The organism is Propionispira raffinosivorans DSM 20765 (genome assembly GCF_000381065.1).
Classification (GTDB): domain Bacteria; phylum Bacillota; class Negativicutes; order Selenomonadales; family Selenomonadaceae; genus Propionispira; species Propionispira raffinosivorans.
Window position 1 is genome coordinate 149463 of the sequence record NZ_KB905844.1, and the last position, 17584, is coordinate 167046.

The window sequence follows — 17584 nt, forward strand, 5'->3', positions numbered from 1 at the left end:
GGCATTCTTAGGTTTGCATTCATTGTCAAAATAGAGCATCGAAGCTACGGATGTTGTCTTTTGGCAAGGAAACCAATGTGAATACATTGTATTAAGCTTTACAATAGGCGGCTGTAAGATATATAATAGAAGAAATAAGAAGAACGGTCGATTTATATATTTTTTTAATTGTACAGTTCGGACTTACCATTCAGGACTTAACTACTAAGAGTTAAAGATAGATTCAAAATAAGTAGATAAAATTAACGTCGGAGGTGTAATTTTTGGCTAAAGTACCACAAAAACTTCAAATCATTCCACTAGGTGGACTCGGGGAAATCGGCAAGAATATGACAGTAGTTCGTGTAGATGATGAAATACTGGTTATTGATGCTGGATTAATGTTTCCTGATGATGATATGTTGGGAATCGATTTGGTTATTCCTGATATATCTTATTTATTAGAAAATCGCGATATGATAAAGGCGATTGTTCTTACCCATGGTCATGAAGATCATATTGGTGCCTTACCGTATGTGTTGAAACAACTCAATGTACCAGTATATGGAACGAAATTGACACTGGGAATATTAGAAGGCAGACTAAAAGAAAAAAATGTCGATGCGAGTGGTTTGATTCCAGTTAAACCAGGTGACATTATTAATCTTGGCTGCTTTAGTGTCGGATTTATTCGTGTAAGTCATAGTATTCCTGATGCGGTTGGTTTGTCTATTAAAACACCAGTTGGAACGATTGTCCATACAGGCGATTTTAAGATGGATTATACGCCAGTTGATGGAAAAATGACGGACTTTCGAAGATTTTCCGAATTAGGTAATCGTGGCGTATTGCTATTAATGTCGGATAGTACGAATGCAGAAAGACCAGGACATACTCCTAGTGAAAGAACAGTAGGGGTTGCGTTTGATAAAGTTTTTCATAATGCAAAAAATCGTATTATTATTGCTACGTTTTCTTCGAATGTGCATCGTATTCAACAGGCAATTGATACGGCTTGTCAGTATAAACGTAAAGTTGCTGTTTTAGGTCGCAGCATGATTAATGTTGTGAATATATCTTTAGAGTTGGGCTATTTGACGATTCCTGAAGGTGTCTTAATTGATATTGATGAAATCAACAATTATCCAATGTCTCAGGTTGTTATTGTGACAACGGGGAGTCAAGGCGAACCGTTGTCAGCACTGACTAGAATGTCAATGTCGGATCATCGCAAGGTGGGCATTGTTCCTGGTGATACCGTTATTATTTCGGCTACGCCGATTCCTGGTAATGAAAAACTCGTTTCGCGAACGATTGATAATCTTTTGAAGCAGGGTGCCGAAGTAATTTATGAGAAATCAAAAGGCATTCATGTATCTGGGCATGCCAGTCAGGAAGAATTGAAATTGATGTATAATTTGATTCATCCAAGATTCTTTATGCCTGTGCATGGAGAATATCGTCATTTGATTAAACATGCCAAACTAGTTCAGGATCTCGGCATGCCAAAACACAATATTTTTATTAGTGATAATGGACAGATTTTAGAATTTACCAGAGATAAAGGCACTGTGGCTGGCAAGGTTACCGCTGGTAACGTGCTTATTGATGGACTGGGTGTTGGTGATGTTGGCAATATTGTATTGCGTGACCGCCGCCAGCTATCCCAAGATGGTATCTTGATTATTGTTGTTACTATGGATAAAGACCAAGGCTGTGTAGCCGCAGGTCCAGATATTGTTTCTCGAGGATTTGTGTATGTGCGTGAATCCGAAGCATTAATGGATGAAGCGAAGGAAAAAGTTAAAACAGCACTTGAAAAATGTGAAGAAAATAATATTACCGAATGGGCGACCATCAAAGCTAATATTCGTGATGCTCTTGGTAGATATTTATATGAAAAAACTCGTAGAAGACCGATGATTTTACCAATCATTATGGAAATCTAAAGAAAAGCAGAAACTTCTTTTTGACAAAAGAGTTTCTGCTTTTTTCATTTTTTTATTGTTTTAATATATATTTGTCCGTTGCATAATCAAGCATTTCCTGCCATGATTTAAATTTTGTCGATTGGAGAACGTGTTTATCCATTTCAGATTCAGGAAGAGCTTCAAAGTCTTGCTGGCATTTAATTGTAAACTTTCCCCCATTTAAAAACTTTTCAAAGGATTTATAGCGAGTAAATTTACGCATAAATGAAGTATGAAATATTTCATTAAAATCGACAAGCTGCGGTTCAAGTGAATTCGGGAGTTTATAATAGCCAGTTATTTTGATGGGCATGGTATCACCTCACTTATATAGATATCATAATACTGCACGGTTTAATTGAAAGTCAATATGCACTCATAAATTATTTTCTGTATTATTGTAAAAGAAAGAAGGTTTTTGAAGAGTAATCTAGAAGATTTCTTAATTAACAAAGATAGGCTCGTAGGCTTTTTACATGTCCCCTAAAGCTTCATCTTATATTGAATCTTGTTGTAATTGTAACTGTAAGACTGTTGTTGAATAAAAGACGCTTCTACAACTTTTGTTTTTATAGTATGAAAGTTTTTTCATAAAAATTATACAAGGAGAGATGTAAAATGAATTGGTTTAACAATTTAAAGGTTAAACAAAAATTATATTTTTTGATCGCAATTTTCAGTATAGCAATCATTGGAATCGGGGTTTTAGGTCATGTGAATTTGAAAAAAAGCAGTCAAAGTATGGAAATTTTGTATGCGGTCAATGTTAAAGCAATTGAATTGACGGATGATTGTCGGTTGGCACAGCGAAGAATTCAGGCTGATTTATTTGCTTTAATGGTTACAACAGAGGATACTGAAAACAAAAGATTATCAGCTGATATTGTTCAGTCAAGGGAGCGCTTTGATAATAATATTGTGCAATATGAACAGTTGCCACTGACCCAGCAGCAGAAAGCTGAGCTTGAAGTTGTAAAGACTATAGTGGCGCAGTATCGCGCGGCGAACGCCGAAGTTCTTGCTTTGGCGCTGCAAAACAAAAATGAAGAAGCCTATAAATTATTTCAAGCAAAAGCAGCACCATTAGCAGAGCAGCTTTTTGATAAATTCAGGGCGATTTCTAGTGAAGCTAATAAAAGTTCAGAGCAGTTGAATCAAACGGCAAGAGAAGATGTTGCCCGTTCTAGTATGACAGCGATTGCTATTACCGTGATTGCTTTACTCCTGGGAGTGGTAGTCGGCATTTTGATTATCAAACAAATTACGAAACGCTTGAGTGATTCTGTAAAATTTTTAGGGGATATTGCATCAGGAGATTTTTCGCAGGATGTGGCAGAGCACAGTATGAAAGATCAAAGCGAATTTGGAGCGCTGTCACAGTCGGTTGATCGAATGAATCGAAATATTCGGGCCTTAATTAAGCAGCTTTTAAATACATCCGAACAGGTGGCGGCAGCATCGGAAGAATTAACCGCCAGTGCAGAACAATCAGCGCAGGCATCAAATCAAGTTGCCGAGTCCATTGGCGAAGTCGCCAAAGGCGCGGAAAAACAATTGGAAATGGCTATTGCGACAAATCATATTGTCGAAGAGATGGCAAAAGGGATTCACCAAGTTACGGAAAATACCAGTGAAGTCGCTAGATCAACCGATAAGACATCAAACGCTGCTATCGAAGGCGGTAAAGCGATTGAAAAGACCGTTTTACAGATGGGAACGATTGAAAAACGAACCGATGATACAGCGGATGTAATCGGTGAGCTAGAGGATAAATCAAAACAAATCGATACGATTGTCGGACTGATTTCAAATATTGCAGCGCAAACGAATTTATTAGCTTTAAATGCGGCGATCGAAGCAGCTAGAGCCGGAGATGCTGGCAGAGGTTTTTCAGTCGTTGCGGAAGAAGTTAGGAAACTGGCTGAACAATCAGCTCATGCGACAAAAGATATCACGGAGCTCATTGTTGATGTACAAGCCAAAACAAAAACAGCAGTTGATTTTATGAATGAAAGTAAACGTGAAGTCAAAATGGGATCGGAACTTGTTGATTTAGCTGGTAAAAATTTCAATGAAATATTGACAATGATTAAGGTTGTGGCCGATGAAATTAATGAAATATCCGCAGCGACTGAAGAACTGACGAGTGGAACTGAAGATGTTGTTACTGCTACGGAGAATAGCAGCAACGAAACAAAAAAAGCCGCCGAAGCAACGGAAACGATTTCGGCGGCTACAGAGCAGCAATCAGCATCCATGGAAGAAATTGCTTCCGCCAGTACCCATTTAGCAAAACTTGCCGTGGATTTGCAAAATGAAATACAAAAGTTCAAGATCTAGATGGTATTTGTTTTATAAACAGACCTAGCTGAGGCTAGCCGCAAGAATCGATAGTCTCAGTCCTGTTTATAATTTTTAATTTAACTTGTATAAAATGTTTATACTTACAATAATATGGGGGGATCCTTATGTTTTTTACGAAAAATAAAACAACTGTTTCATCAGGAAGTTATACGGTAAAAGATCGAATTGCGAAAGAAATGCTGCAAATGGATAATGAATCTTTAGGATATTTAGGAGAACTGAAAACGATCATTGATCAAAATTTGGATTCAATTACCGACGATTTTTATACGAAATTGTTGAAAGTAGGCGAAATCGAGAAATTTATCAATAAATATTCATCGATTGATAAATTAAAAATGACATTTCGTAATTTTTTGCCATTGCTGTATGAGATACATATTACACCTGAACATATGGATAAAATTTATAAAATAGGACAGGTTCACAACAGAATACAGTTACCCGTTAGTTGGTTTATACTCAGCGTTGGGGCTTTAAAACAAACGATTCTTCCCTATGTTTTTCAAGCTTATAAAAGTGATACAACTCATTTGTACAAAGTTATTATTGCCTTTAACCAAATTACTGACTATATGGAAGCGGTCGTGATGGAGGAATTTGTGCAGCGTTATTCAAGTGCTTTAAGGGAAAAAATTGAGGTTGAAGAAAAATTATTAGAACAGCAAAAAGCGATTTTAGTTAATATCGAGGATTCTTCGCACACGCTGGCTGCAGCTGCAGAAGAAACAACTGCCTCCACGGAACAAATGGCGGAATCGGTTGGAAAAATAAAATTAGCTGCTACGGAAGTTAAAAATGAATCCAATCAAACCCGTTTGACAGCGATCGATGGAGAAAAATCCATTCATCAAACGGTAGCTGAACTTGAGCTGCTCTCTTCAGCTACCACGGATGTCCAAAAGAAGATTGAAGTGTTGAACGTTACATCACAGTCAGTGTTTAATATTATTGAAACTATTACGTCCATTGCAGCACAAACAAATTTATTAGCATTAAATGCTGCAATCGAAGCAGCACGCGCTGGTAATGTTGGTAGAGGGTTTGCTGTTGTTGCGGATGAAGTGCGAAAATTAGCAGAACAAAGTGCCAATTCCGCTCATCAAATTGCTGATTTGATTGAAAAAAATAGTGCTTCGACAAGTGAGGTTGTCACGAGTATGACGGAACAAATTGTCATGATGGGGAAAGTTGGAGCCTCGGTAAAGATCAGTGCCGCGCAGATGATGGAAATTTCGACTTCGACGGATAAAAATTATCAACATATTGATCATATTGATCATTCATTAGAAAATCTATCGCAAACCGCGCAAGAAATTGAAAAAGCATCAGAAGATGTTACAAAATCAGCTACGGATTTGGCGGATATGTTTGCGCAGCATTCGTAATGATCTTTTCGGTGAGGTGGTGTTTTTCTTGCTGGACAGAGTCAATAATATCCTGTAATATAACAATATAGCTAGAAAGTGAACAATTGAAGGGAAGACTATTTATATGGATGGAACAATACGGAAACAGATAGCAATTGGTGCTAAGGTTCTTGTTGTACAAAAACAAGACCAGCGCTCGGGCAAATTAACAGAAGGTGTGGTGCAGCGACTGCTTACAAATTCTCAAGTGCATCCGCGCGGCATCAAAGTGATGCTTGAGGGTGGTATCGTTGGTAGAGTACAAAAAATACAATAACTAAAAATAAACATTCAATTTTACGAATTGGATGTTTTTATTTTTACAGTAGAGATTTTATAGATAAGGGAGATTAGGATGTGCAATAAATATCACGTTTTATTTAGTTTCATTTCATTTTTGATTGTAATTTTATTTCCATTATATCCGGTTATGGCAGCAAAAGACACTACGGCACAATTAGCAGATCTGAAAGTGTTCGTTACGGGTCAGAACCAATTAAAACCTTCTTTTTCTAGTACCCACCGAAGATACAGCCTTTTGGTTCAAAGTGATGTTACAACGGTTATGATTAGAGCAATTACCGCATCAACAGAGGATTATTTGAAAATCAACCATATGAAGGTAGTTTCGAGTGACTTGTATACAGCAAAACTCCATTCAGGGAAGAATGAATTCGAAATAATGGTTACAAATCCAGCGGGTATAGAAAAAAAATATTCGCTACATATTGTTCGGGAAAATATACAACCGGTCGTGGATAAATTTTTGAAATATACCTATACGGATATGCAAACTGGGACCACGATGGAATATCGTTTATTTAAACCAGATCATTATAGTATGTTGAAATCTTATCCGCTGGTTTTGTTCTTACATGGAAGTGGTGAATGCGGCACAGATAATGAAGCACAATTGATCGCCAATCAAGGAGCAACAATTTGGGCTAAACCAGAAGAACAAGCGAAAAATCCGTGCTTTGTTTTAGCCCCGCAAGCTCAATATACTTGGAACGACGATCCTGCATTCACGCCTGCTAATCAGGCAGCTGATCTTGATATGGCGATTAAAGTTTTACAACGGGTTGTTGAAAGTTATCATATTGATAAAAATCGTTTATATGCGACTGGTGTATCAGATGGTGGATCTGCTGTCTGGCGCCTAAATGAAGCTTATCCATCGTTGTTTGCGGCTATGGTTCCAGTCTGTGGTGAAGGTGATCCAACGCAGGCTGACAAAATAGTTGGTAAACCAATTTGGGCGTTTCATGCTGAAGCAGATCCTATTGTTTCTGTAGAAGGTTCGCGGGCAATGATTCAGGCTGTACGAGGTGCTGGTGGGGTACCTTTATATACAGAATATCCGAAAAATACCTATATATATCCAATTGCACATTATTCATGGATATTAGCCTATCAAGATCATAAAATGAGAAAATGGCTCTTTCAACAAATAAAAAAATAAGAAAAGGCTGTATCCAATGATACGGCTTTTTTTCAGCTAACAGGAGTTTTCACATTAAACGGGAATAAAGAATACTAGATATAATGATGTTTTTACCATGAACTTAGCAGGGAGGAACTGTAAATGATGCCCTTTGATTTTACGGATTTTTATGTAGTAGTTGCTTTGGTAATAGTAGCGATTTCCTTGCTTTTACTTTGGACACGTTCACTCAATAAAGCGGTACAGAGCCGGACTGCCGAATTACAGCAGTTAGAAAATATACAAGGTGCACGTGCCGAACGATTTCGTCTTTATTCTTGTCTTTTAGGTGAAATTATTCAGCTTGAATCGATTGATAATAGCGATACATTCACTCTGATTCGGGAAATTACACAATTGATTGGAGAAACTTTAGGGATTGAAAGAGTTTCAGTTTGGCAATATCAAGATAGTGGTATACGTTTAGAATGTGCTGATTTTTTTGAAACAGAACAGAGAAAACACGATCCGCTGGCAATCTTTTCAGAAGATTTTTTTGCTGTTGTACGTGAATTACTGCAAAATAATCGCTATATTGCAGTGGATGATGTATTGACGGATTCTCGTATAGAAAAATATAAAGAAATTTATTTAGTCCCTCGTGGCATAACCTCTATTTTTATTTGCAATATTCTTTCTGGTGGACGAAAGTTAGGTGTTATTTGTCTGGCTCGTCAATATCAGCCTTATGTCTGGTCGGATGAAAAAATAAATTTTACGTTTCAGGTTGCAGATCATATTGGTTTAGCTATAGGCAACCAAGAACGGCTTAATCTCTTGCGGGCTTTGAAAAAAAATGAAGAAATTTTATTACGGGCACAGGCGGTATCGAAGACAGGGCATTTATATCTTAAATTTGAAACAGAAAATATTATTGGATCTGCGGAAGTTTACCAGATTTTTGGCATAATAGATTCAGCATTGCTGACCCCAGAAATCTTATTGGAACAAGTTCATCCAGCGGACCGGAGACAGGTCGAACAAACTTGGCAGCGGGCAAGACAAGAAGAACAGGCTGTTTATACCAATCGTTATAGACTTTTAATTGATAGCCAAATCAAATGGGTTGAGGAGCGTGCCGAAGTCGAATATAATTTGATGGGACAGGCAGTCGATGTTCTAATTATTGTGCAAGATATTACCACAAAAGTAAAAACGGCACAGGAGTTGGAACATCATCGGCAAAATCTTGAAAAAATGATTGATATCCGGACGCAGGAATTGGAATCAGCAAAAATAGCTGCAGAAAAAGCTAATGCAGTCAAGTCCATGTTTTTGGCAAATATGAGCCATGAAATTCGTACACCGATGAATGCTATTATTGGTTTGGCTTATTTGGCGCTTAAGACAGATCTTACCGTGAAACAACGTGATTATCTTGATAAAATTCATCGTGCCGGTAATTCTCTATTACAAATTATCAACGATATTTTGGATTTTTCCAAGATGGAAGCACAGAATTTGCCTTTAGAAAAAATTGATTTTTTTCTTGATGATGTCATACGAGGTGTCGTGGATGTTACCAGTGCAAAAGCTTACGATAAAGGGCTGGAATTTCTTTACTATATTCCGCCAGATTTACCAGTTAGCTTAATAGGTGATCCACTGCGCTTAGGACAAGTAATTACAAATCTGGTAAACAATGCTTTGAAGTTTACGGCAAAAGGTGAAGTTGCAATCTGTGTCAAACAAATGCAGGAAACAGATACTAGGATTCAACTGCAATTTACCGTTCGTGATACAGGGATTGGGTTGTCATCGCAGGAAGTAGACAAGTTATTTCAGCCGTTTATCCAAGCGGATGGTTCCACTACACGTAAATATGGTGGAACAGGTCTTGGACTTTCTATCGTAAAACAACTCGTAGAACGCATGGAAGGCGACATACGAGTAATGAGTATACCTGATGTTGGGAGCAGCTTTATTTTTACAGCTTGGTTTGGCATTTCTGAGATTAAGCAAAAACAACAAAATCGTTTGCCAAAAGAGCTTAACCATTTACGTATTTTAGTAGTCGATGATAATCCCACCGCAAGAGATATCTTATTTGAATATTTGACAGCAATGGCATTTTGTGTAGATACTGCTGCGAGTGGTGAAGAGGCTATTCAGCTCGTAGAAAATTTAAACGTCAAACCATATGGGGTTATTTTTATGGATTGGCAGATGCCCGGTGCTGATGGACTTCAGACGGCACAATCTATCAAGCTAAAAGTCAATAAAGGGATACCGCCGCCGATTGTAATGGTTACAGCATATGATCGAGAGGAATTGCGTGAAAAAGCAGCTCAGGCAGGGCTGGCAGGTGTTTTAATTAAGCCAGTTAGTCCTTCTATGCTGCTGAATACATTACTACAATTATTTTCAGCGAATAAAGATGGAAGCAGTCGACACAAACAACAAGAACAATCTTATGGTTTATGGGGGATGAAGGTTCTCCTAGCCGAAGATAATGTGATTAATCAACAAATTGCTATCGAATTAATGGAAAGTCAGGGGGTTCTTGTCGATGTAGCAGAAAATGGGAAAGAAGCCGTTGATAAGGTTTTGCATGAACATAAGTTATATGATGTTGTACTTTTGGATTTACAAATGCCAGTTATGGATGGTTTTGAGGCGGCATGTGAAATTCGTAAAGTTGATCAAAAACTACCGCTTTTAGCATTCACTGCACATGCAATGTCCGATCAGCGGGATCGCTGTTTGGCTATGGGGATGAATGGACATATTACAAAACCAATTGACCCACAGGTATTGTTTGCGACATTAAACATATGGAAAAATCATCATGCTATTCCTCCTATCAATACAGATTTCAGTTTACAAATTCCAGAAAAAAAACATATTCGAAATTTTGGAAAAGCTGTCCTTCAAGGAATTGACATAGCGGACGGTTTGCAGCGTGTATCCTATAACGAGGCTTTGTATCAACGGATTCTTAGGCAATTTATGAATGGTTATCGTACGGTGGACAAGCAGCTTTTCGATGCTTGGGGCAATGGGGAAACTGACCTGGTTATCAGCCTTGCCCATACATTAAAAGGGATTGCTGGTAATATAGGTGCGGTGGCTCTGCAAAACACAGCAAGTCTAATTGAAAAAGGCCTAATACATCCTGATGTGCAAATTGAAACGATACAAAATCTTTTAGACCAATTTTCTAAAAACTTAGACGAAGTCATACAGAGTATAGACACTTATTTGAAAAGTCAACTAACAGTTAAAGCAGTACCAGCGACAATGGTACTATCTATTCAAGAATGCCATGAAAAGTTACGGACTTTTTTGCTAGATGCCGATAGTGAAGCGATTGCTTTTTTTGCTTCTGTTAAAGGAATATTCTTGGAAGAGCATAATCGTGATTTAGTTAAATCACTTGATAAAGCACTGAATATGTTTGATTTTGATGCGGCACTCAATTTATTAAAAATTTTTGAGGCAAAAGGTGAAGATGATGAAAAATGATGAAAAACCAGTTATTTTAGTTGTGGATGATACACCCTTAAATTTAGCAATTGTTAGTGATTTACTGCGAAACATCTACAAAGTAAAAGTTGCAATTAATGGAGAAAGAGCTCTATCCGTTGCAATGATCGATCCACCTGATTTAATTTTATTAGATGTAATGATGCCTGTTTTGGATGGATATGAAACATGTCGGCGCTTAAAAAAGGATGAAAACTTAAAAGATATACCAATTATTTTTTTGACAGCCAAAAATACGGTAAATGATGAAGAAAAAGGCTTTTCATTAGGAGCCGTTGATTACATTTTCAAGCCAATCAGTCCCCCTATTTTATTAGCTCGAATTAAAACACACTTAATGTTGAAACAAGCTAGAGATTTTCTTATTGACAAAAATATTTATTTGCAAGCTGAAATCGCAAGACGGGTCACTGAAATCAATATGATACAGGAAGTAAGTATTGCAGCGATGGCCTCATTGGCGGAAACTCGTGATAATGAAACCGGTGGACATATCAGGCGAACGCAATATTATATTAATGAATTGGCTTTAGATATGCGTCAACATGAGCTGTTAAAAGACGTGCTTTCAATGGAAAACATCCAATTGCTCGTAAAATCTGCGCCGCTGCATGATATTGGAAAAATTGGCATACCAGATTATATATTACTTAAACCTGGTAAATTGACCGTTGAAGAATTTGAAATCATGAAAACACATACTACGTTGGGACGAAATGCAATTATTCGCGCGGAAGAAATGCAAGAACAGCCTGATACATTTTTACGCTTTGCTAAAGAAATTGCCTATTCCCATCATGAAAAATGGAATGGCAGTGGTTATCCACAAGGGCTAGCCGGCGAAGCAATACCGATATCAGGCCGTCTGATGGCGGTGGCAGATGTGTATGATGCTTTGATTAGTAAGCGGGTCTATAAGGAGGCAATGCCTCATGCTGCCGCTGTGGAGCTAATTTACAAAGATATGGGCACGCATTTTGATCCTACAGTCGTAGAATCTTTTTTGCGGATAGAAAAACGGTTTTTAGAAATTAGTGATCAATATGCCGATTAAGCACTATGCTATAATAAATGAAGGCACACTAAAAAACAGCTTTTCATGCATACATAAAACATGAGAAGCTGTTTTTTTATAGAATTAATATTCTTTGCGGAAACCGCGTACATCATTGATAAAGCCTACACTTTTGTAAAATTCATGGGCTGCCATTCGAAAGGCTGCAGATACCAAAATGGCACAAGCAGCATGATTTTTTTTAGCAAATTCATCCAATTTAAGAAATAAATTACTACCAATACCCATTCTTTGTGAATTTTTTTTTACGACAATGGAGTCAATAAATAAAATAGGATTGCCGCTGCGAGCAAGTGAATCCATAATGAATCCACAAACAGAACCAATTATTTCATTATTTTCTTTAGCTATTAAAAGTAAATAGCTGGGATTTTCATCCATTTTCTTATAAACTTCAGATGCTTTATCAAGTGAATTTTCGAAAGGCGTCAATTCTTTATATAATTCTAATAATTGAGGAATGTCTTGGTTATTTAATTTTTCAATGATCATCGTCAAACCTTCTTTATAAAGTATAGTTTAGCCAAGCAAAATTTAAAGTTTCATAGTTTAGGCTGGATAAAAACTTTGTACAGTGATACAATGAATACCTTATAAAATTATTCGTTGCTTATATAATAGAGTATATAAGCAAGAAAAACAAGAAAAACGTGAATTATATAAAAATAATTTTTACAGACTGCATAATAAGAAAAAGAAGGGTATTTGTATGGATATTCAATCAGGAATTTACAGGCATTACAAAGGTAAGGAATATAGGGTTCTATTTATAGCCAAACATAGTGAAACAGTAGAGGAAATGGTTGTGTATCAGGCATTATATGGGGAGTGTGGGTATTGGGTACGACCCAAAAAAATGTTTATGGAATCAGTGAATGTTGGCGGGCAGCTTATGCCACGCTTTCAGTATATAAAAGCATAAATATTATAACCAATTTATAATATTTTTTGATAATTCTCTTCTTTGGGATTTCAATTCTTGTTTTTTCGGATGTCCAACAGCGATAAGGGCAAGTAAATCAAATTCGGCAGCAATATGCAGAAATTCTTTTACTTTCACTTCCTGCGTTATGATTTCACTGACCCAGCAAGTTCCAAGACCAATTTCATGAGCTGCAAGCATCATGTTTTGTACAGCTGCACCGATTGCCTGCATATGTTTACTATAAGCCTTATCGGTACTGTTTTCAGGATTTTTCAAGACAGTGCTGTCGAAAAAAACAGCAATCAAGCAGGGTGCATGTTTAAGCCAAAGGTCACAACTGGTTAATGCTGCTAGTTTATGGATCAGCTCTGTATTATTCGCTATTACGGAAAACCTCCAAGGCTGCAAGTTTTTGCCGGAAGGGGCCCAGCTTGCAGCTGTCAGTATTTTTGCAACATCACTCAACTTCACTTTTTCCAAAGTATACGAGCGAATACTTCTTCGATTCAATATAGCAGCCATTATTGGACTCATATTCATTACCTCCCTTTAAATCGGATGATATTAAAACATTTTATTTAGGGCATTATTTTTAAACATATTGCCTTGCTCAATGTAGCGGCGTACCATTTTTTCGGATTTATGGCGTGTCTGCTGCATGATGGAACGTTCATCAACATCATGCTGAGCTGCGCTGGTTGCAAAACCACGTCGTAAGCTGTGTCCGGAAAAGTCAGCAGCATTTAAACCGGCCAGGCCAATATATTTTTTTACGATGAGTGCGACAGACTGATTCGTTAAACGCTGATTGCGTAGTTGTTTATTCTTAGTTAAAGGACGAAAGAGCGGACCTGATTTTAATTGAGAAAATTCAAGCCAGTATTTTAAAGAAGCTACGGCACAGAGCGTAGGGGAGGTGCTATAGGGGATTGCAACATACTGCCCTTGCCCTTCCTGATCTCCTTTAGATTTTGCAAGTAAAATGATGACTCCTTCATTGGTGAAGGTTAAATCTTCAATATCGATACCGACAAGTTCTGAACGACGAAAGGCTCCCATAAAGCCAGTCAATAAAAGAGCTTTATCGCGAATACCAGCGATATCGGTTGTATCAAAAAAAGCAACCATATTTTCTAGATCTTCCATTAGAACTGGTGATTTACCACGCTGCATAGTTCCTTTTTCTCGCTTTATAGCATCAAGAGCATTGCGGACAAGTCCGCTGCGACAAGGATTATTATCAAGATAACTGGCGGCTTTATGATTTTCAGAAATAGCACTTAAACGACGGGATACAGTATTTGCTTTGGCATTATCGGCTAAATCGTTAATGTAATTGACGATGGTTTCAGGCTCTGCTGGCAAAGCCTGTAATTTGGCATGGGCACACCAGTCATAGAAGTCAAGCCAGTCCGATTCATAAGCACGTAACGTATTATCCGCTTTCGATTTTTGTAAACGTTTTTTACTCTTTAGCGAAAGTTTACTATTATTTTCAATCAAATTATTTTTACGTAAAAGAAATTTTTTATCATCCTTATTCATGCAAAATGGGCTCCTTAAATTCGTAATCAAATTTGTCTTAATTTTATAATCTCGGCATTAACTAGTGATAACTATAAATTATCGTTAGTTATAAATAAGCATTTATTAAATTAATTATAATCTGATTATATTCATTTTCATCGTACTTGTAAACACCATGCTATTTATCATAATTAAATGCTTATTTTCTTCTTGCCCATTTTGTTCATAAAAGTGCTATAATATAAGATATTGATTCATTGAATATTGTCTTTTTTATCTCTACGATTGAGCCGTAGAGATTCTTTTTTGATCGAAGACAAACATTCACTGTTTCAGTAAAGTGAGGCTCCATGATGGATAGGTTTTTCATCATGGAGCCTCTTTTTTATCTACTACTTATCACGTAACTTTATTCATTGATGCTAGGGATTTTTTTTAATGAAGGTATGTCCTTTTCATAATCAACACCAGCAAAACCGAAGCCAAACAAACGGAAAAAATCATTTCGGTATTCATCAACAGCCGAAATAGCTTTTAAATTTTCAGTAGAGGTTTGTTCCCACAATTCTTTTACCGTTTGTTGTACCTCTGGTTTCATTTCCCAGTCATCGAGTCGGATTCGATCTTTGGAGTCGAGTGTTGGTGTTGTTCCATATAATTGGGTATGGAACAACCGATAGATTTGTTCGATGCAATGTTCATGTAATCCTTTTTCTTTCATGACTTTAAATAATAAGGACATATAAAGTGACATGCCTGGAATTGCTGTACTGGCTTGCGTAACGACTGCCTTATTGACAGAAATAAAAGCTCGCCCACCGTCTTTATGTAAGAGCCCATTGATTTTTTGAGCAGAACTTTCTAAGCTTTCTTTGGCTTTACCGATTGTTCCATCACGATAAATTGGATGCGTAACTTCAGGACCGATATAGGAATAACTGATGACAGTAGCTTCTTTCGCTAAAACGTTGCCAGCTTGGAGGGCTTGTACCCACATTTCCCAATCTTCGCCCCCCATTACGCCTACGGCTTGCCGCACTTCGTCATCCGTTGCAGGAGCGACTGTAATATCAGAGACAAGTTCTTTATGAAAATCAATATTTTTACTAGTAAAAGGTGCTCCGATTGGTTTAATAGAAGAAACAAGGGTTTCACCACTGATCGGATGTGTACGTCTAGGTGATGCAAGACTATACACTACTAAATCAACACTGCCCCAGTCTTTTTTGATTAAATCAATCACGCGATTTTTAATGTCAGTTGAAAAAGCATCTCCATTAATGCTTTTTGCATAATAACCAGCATTGATAGCGTTTTCTTCAAAAGCGGCACTGTTATACCAACCTGCTGTAGCTGTTTTATTACCAGCAGGCGGTTTTTCAAAAAATACACCAATAGTAGCTGCTCCACAGTTAAATGTAGAAACAATTCTTGAAGCTAAACCATAACCGGTAGATGCGCCGATGACAAGTACACGTTTGGGACCGTCTACAGACGATTGCTTTTTAACATAATCAATTTGTTCTTTTACCGAGGCAGCACAACCTTCAGGATGAGCCGTAGTACAGATAAAACCTTTGAATTTTGGTTTAATAATCACAAATATCTCTCTTTTCCTATAAATAAAAATTTACATTTTTATTTTATGCTAATTTTTTATGCTAATTTATGGTACATATTTAAATCATACCACAAATATAGAGCATTTGACTATATAATGCATTAAAGAAATTTAATATATCAGTCTGTCAGCTTGTTGATAGTAAAAAGTTATTTAGTTGATGAGTCGGATATAATAATTTTACGTTTTGGTGCTGTATATAATAGACAAAACATGATAAAGATCGTGAACAAAATTCCTGTCGATTGTGCATTTAAGATCCATATCCCCTGCCCAGCATTACCAAATTGTAAAAATACAGTAACGATAATTCCGCCAATTGCTGCAATAAAAGCAGATGTGGTACTCGCTCTTTTAGAGAAAAGCCCAAACAATAACGGACCGGTTAAAGACACAGACATCAATGCATAAAAAATAGACAATGCTGAAATAACATTCGGTAAAATCATAGCCATTCCTACGCCAATGATACCGGTTATAACTGTAATAACACGTGTGCTCTTTAAAAGTTTTTCATCCGAAATACTGGGATTGATGAAGCTTTTATAAATATCTTTTGTAAAAGACGTAGTAATCATATAAAGTACGGCATCTGCTGCGCTTATTTCAGCTGAAAAAATAGCGGCCAAGGCAAATGCGGAAGCCCAAAAAGGCATACATTCTTTCATAACATAAGGTAGTGCTAAATCAGGTTGTGCTAAATCAGGGCTGATTGCGAAAGCGGCCATTCCTAAAATAACCGGAATTACAGCAAACAACAACATTGCAAGACCACATAAGCAGGTACTGCGGCGAACGGTTTTTTCATTTTTTGCTCCATAAATTTTACCAATCAGTGCTGGTGATATAAAAAAGGATGGTGTAAGCATCAAGAAAAATCCCATAATCGTACTAGAACCTAAACCTGTCATACTGAAATAGTTATTTTCTTGCAAACTGCTGCCTAAATTTGCCGCGATTTTGCTTTCCAGACCAGTCCAGCCACCGACAAACTGAAAGACAAAAGGTATGGCAATACAAAAACCAAGGAGTTTTACAATCACTTCGATTATGTTTACATAGGCAGCCGATAGCAATCCTCCTGCACAAAAATAGAGAACAACAACAATGGCGGCTATTAAAACACCTTTATTTTTGCTGACATCCGCCACCGTGGATAAAATCCAGGCAATGCCCATAAGCTGACCAGCGAAAATAGCAATGGTTCCAATTGCCATAAATAAAGATATAAGTCCGCGGAAATTTCGATTGTACCGATATTCTAAAAAATCACCTAGTGTATAAAAATTATACTTTTTAGCTAAACGCCAAATAGCAGGACCGACGATAAATGCTAAAAAAAACGTGCCAATTGCCGATGCAATAATCCACCAAGCTGCAGAAATTCCTGATTTAAAGCCAAGACCAGCTACCCCTACGGTTGAACCTGCACCAATATTGGGGGCAATGAGCGTGATAAACAAAAGCAGTGAACCGAAGTTTCTGCCACCGACAAAAAAATCGTCTGTAGTTTTTACCTTTTTTGACATAATTGTTCCAATTAAAATTAAAACGAGTGAATAAAGTGCAATTACAATAATATAACCATTCATTCAAGCTGCACGCTCCCTTTTATATCATTAAAATTTCATCACTATATGATAATCTTGTTTTTCATAAATGTAAAGGAAAATAGAAAATGAATGATTGTAAAAAAATTTCCATAAACTAAGAACGAACGTTTGCAATCAAAGCGATCTGTGCTA

The 17584-nt window shown here is 37.1% G+C and carries 14 protein-coding genes; 8 read left to right on the plus strand and 6 right to left on the minus strand.

Annotated elements, in window-relative coordinates:
• The first annotated feature begins 263 nt into the window (after positions 1 to 263).
• Entirely contained in the window at positions 264 to 1928 is a 1665-nt protein-coding gene (locus tag F606_RS0106730) for a ribonuclease J (RefSeq protein ID WP_019553117.1), read from the plus strand.
• 52 nt (positions 1929 to 1980) lie between these two features.
• Here F606_RS0106730 and F606_RS0106735 read toward each other — a convergent pair whose 3' ends face one another.
• Positions 1981 to 2262 carry a hypothetical protein gene (locus tag F606_RS0106735; protein ID WP_019553118.1) on the minus strand — a complete coding sequence of 94 codons (282 nt, stop codon included), beginning with the start codon at positions 2260 to 2262 and terminating at the stop codon, positions 1981 to 1983.
• 305 nt (positions 2263 to 2567) lie between these two features.
• Between F606_RS0106735 and F606_RS0106740 the strand changes: the two genes are divergently transcribed.
• The 6 genes from F606_RS0106740 to F606_RS0106765 all read left to right on the plus strand — a co-directional run bounded on the left by F606_RS0106740 (position 2568) and on the right by F606_RS0106765 (position 11745).
• Positions 2568 to 4289 (plus strand): methyl-accepting chemotaxis protein, encoded by a 1722-nt coding sequence (locus tag F606_RS0106740; protein ID WP_019553119.1) that lies wholly within the window; start codon positions 2568 to 2570, stop codon positions 4287 to 4289.
• A 128-nt stretch (positions 4290 to 4417) separates the two neighbouring features.
• Positions 4418 to 5701, plus strand: coding sequence for a globin-coupled sensor protein (locus F606_RS0106745; protein WP_019553120.1), 1284 nt, complete (start codon positions 4418 to 4420; stop codon positions 5699 to 5701).
• Between the two features lie 106 nt (positions 5702 to 5807).
• Entirely contained in the window at positions 5808 to 5999 is a 192-nt protein-coding gene (locus F606_RS0106750; protein WP_019553121.1) for a YwbE family protein, read from the plus strand.
• 78 nt (positions 6000 to 6077) lie between these two features.
• Positions 6078 to 7184: a carboxylesterase family protein gene (locus F606_RS22225; protein ID WP_019553122.1), complete on the plus strand. Its 1107-nt coding sequence runs from the start codon at positions 6078 to 6080 to the stop codon at positions 7182 to 7184.
• Between the two features lie 123 nt (positions 7185 to 7307).
• Positions 7308 to 10670, plus strand: coding sequence for a GAF domain-containing hybrid sensor histidine kinase/response regulator (locus tag F606_RS20705; RefSeq protein ID WP_019553123.1), 3363 nt, complete (start codon positions 7308 to 7310; stop codon positions 10668 to 10670).
• Positions 10657 to 11745 carry a response regulator gene (locus F606_RS0106765; protein WP_026329286.1) on the plus strand — a complete coding sequence of 363 codons (1089 nt, stop codon included), beginning with the start codon at positions 10657 to 10659 and terminating at the stop codon, positions 11743 to 11745. The genes F606_RS20705 and F606_RS0106765 overlap by 14 nt, the downstream gene beginning before the upstream one ends.
• An 84-nt stretch (positions 11746 to 11829) precedes the next feature.
• Here the strand turns inward: F606_RS0106765 and F606_RS0106770 are convergent, their stop codons facing one another.
• Positions 11830 to 12258 carry a GNAT family N-acetyltransferase gene (locus F606_RS0106770; RefSeq protein ID WP_019553125.1) on the minus strand — a complete coding sequence of 143 codons (429 nt, stop codon included), beginning with the start codon at positions 12256 to 12258 and terminating at the stop codon, positions 11830 to 11832.
• 217 nt (positions 12259 to 12475) lie between these two features.
• Between F606_RS0106770 and F606_RS0106775 the strand changes: the two genes are divergently transcribed.
• The gene (locus F606_RS0106775; RefSeq protein WP_019553126.1) at positions 12476 to 12688 is read left to right on the plus strand and encodes a DUF1653 domain-containing protein; all 213 of its coding nucleotides are present in this window, start codon (positions 12476 to 12478) and stop codon (positions 12686 to 12688) included.
• A 3-nt stretch (positions 12689 to 12691) separates the two neighbouring features.
• Here F606_RS0106775 and F606_RS0106780 read toward each other — a convergent pair whose 3' ends face one another.
• The 4 genes from F606_RS0106780 to F606_RS0106800 all read right to left on the minus strand — a co-directional run bounded on the left by F606_RS0106780 (position 12692) and on the right by F606_RS0106800 (position 17431).
• Positions 12692 to 13225: a nitroreductase family protein gene (locus F606_RS0106780; RefSeq protein WP_019553127.1), complete on the minus strand. Its 534-nt coding sequence runs from the start codon at positions 13223 to 13225 to the stop codon at positions 12692 to 12694.
• Between the two features lie 30 nt (positions 13226 to 13255).
• Positions 13256 to 14236 (minus strand): site-specific integrase, encoded by a 981-nt coding sequence (locus F606_RS0106785; RefSeq protein WP_019553128.1) that lies wholly within the window; start codon positions 14234 to 14236, stop codon positions 13256 to 13258.
• Positions 14237 to 14627: 391 nt separating this feature from the next.
• Positions 14628 to 15818, minus strand: coding sequence for an enoyl-ACP reductase FabV (gene fabV / locus F606_RS0106795; RefSeq protein ID WP_019553130.1), 1191 nt, complete (start codon positions 15816 to 15818; stop codon positions 14628 to 14630).
• A 170-nt stretch (positions 15819 to 15988) separates the two neighbouring features.
• Positions 15989 to 17431: a sodium:solute symporter family protein gene (locus F606_RS0106800; protein WP_019553131.1), complete on the minus strand. Its 1443-nt coding sequence runs from the start codon at positions 17429 to 17431 to the stop codon at positions 15989 to 15991.
• Positions 17432 to 17584 lie beyond the last annotated feature (153 nt).

Bases quoted from the DNA above. Each gene is read 5' to 3' on its own strand.
- F606_RS0106740 (WP_019553119.1), top strand. From the start codon at position 2,568: ATGAATTGGTTTAACAATTTAAAGGTTAAACAAAAATTATATTTTTTG.
- F606_RS0106800 (WP_019553131.1), bottom strand. From the start codon at position 17,431: ATGAATGGTTATATTATTGTAATTGCACTTTATTCACTCGTTTTAATT.
- F606_RS0106750 (WP_019553121.1), top strand. From the start codon at position 5,808: ATGGATGGAACAATACGGAAACAGATAGCAATTGGTGCTAAGGTTCTT.
- F606_RS0106780 (WP_019553127.1), bottom strand. From the start codon at position 13,225: ATGAGTCCAATAATGGCTGCTATATTGAATCGAAGAAGTATTCGCTCG.
- F606_RS0106785 (WP_019553128.1), bottom strand. From the start codon at position 14,236: ATGAATAAGGATGATAAAAAATTTCTTTTACGTAAAAATAATTTGATT.
- F606_RS0106735 (WP_019553118.1), bottom strand. From the start codon at position 2,262: ATGCCCATCAAAATAACTGGCTATTATAAACTCCCGAATTCACTTGAA.
- F606_RS0106770 (WP_019553125.1), bottom strand. From the start codon at position 12,258: ATGATCATTGAAAAATTAAATAACCAAGACATTCCTCAATTATTAGAA.
- F606_RS0106745 (WP_019553120.1), top strand. From the start codon at position 4,418: ATGTTTTTTACGAAAAATAAAACAACTGTTTCATCAGGAAGTTATACG.
- F606_RS20705 (WP_019553123.1), top strand. From the start codon at position 7,308: ATGATGCCCTTTGATTTTACGGATTTTTATGTAGTAGTTGCTTTGGTA.
- F606_RS0106775 (WP_019553126.1), top strand. From the start codon at position 12,476: ATGGATATTCAATCAGGAATTTACAGGCATTACAAAGGTAAGGAATAT.
- F606_RS0106765 (WP_026329286.1), top strand. From the start codon at position 10,657: ATGATGAAAAATGATGAAAAACCAGTTATTTTAGTTGTGGATGATACA.
- F606_RS22225 (WP_019553122.1), top strand. From the start codon at position 6,078: ATGTGCAATAAATATCACGTTTTATTTAGTTTCATTTCATTTTTGATT.